This is a genomic window from Enterococcus spodopteracolus (assembly GCF_030441955.1).
Classification (GTDB): Bacteria; Bacillota; Bacilli; order Lactobacillales; family Enterococcaceae; genus Enterococcus_B; species Enterococcus_B spodopteracolus.
Genome location: NZ_JARJHD010000095.1, coordinates 1 through 503, shown reverse-complemented (window position 1 = coordinate 503; position 503 = coordinate 1). Strand labels below are relative to the sequence as shown.

Sequence of the window (503 nt, the reverse complement as noted above, 5' to 3'; positions counted from 1 at the left end):
TTTTCGGTATCTTCTTTATAATCAAACGCAGTAAGTAATTCTTCTACTTCTTCCGATTCAAAACCTGTTAAAACAATAGTTTCATTTTCTAATTCTTTCAACAAAACAGAAAGCTTTTCATCATCCCAACGACCAGTAATCTTATTGAGAGCCACATTAAGAGCTTTTTCCTTATCAAGTGGTAAATCAACGACAGATACCTCTATCTCTTCGCATAGCCCCAAATTTTTAGCCACAGCAACACGTTGATGACCGCCAACGAGATTTCCTGTTCGTTTGTTAAAAATAGGTGGATCGACAAACCCAAACTCTAAAATGGAATATTTAAGCTTTTCATATTCTTCCATCCCTGGTTTTAAATCAATTCTAGGATTGTAATCTGCTGGCTTAAGATCAGCGAGTTTCATTTTTGATATTTTCATAATTTCCTCCGATTCTAAAGATTTCAAACATTCGAAGTGTCGGACTCGTATATATTGTCCCTGGCACCCCCAATGTTTTTA

The 503-nt window shown here is 35.6% G+C and carries 1 protein-coding gene; it reads right to left on the bottom strand.

The window, feature by feature from the left end; translation table 11 throughout:
* A partial coding sequence (locus P3R27_RS14715) for a ParB N-terminal domain-containing protein (protein ID WP_301390177.1) occupies positions 1-422 on the bottom strand: 422 nt, incomplete at its 3' end.
* Positions 423-503: the final 81 nt, after the last annotated feature.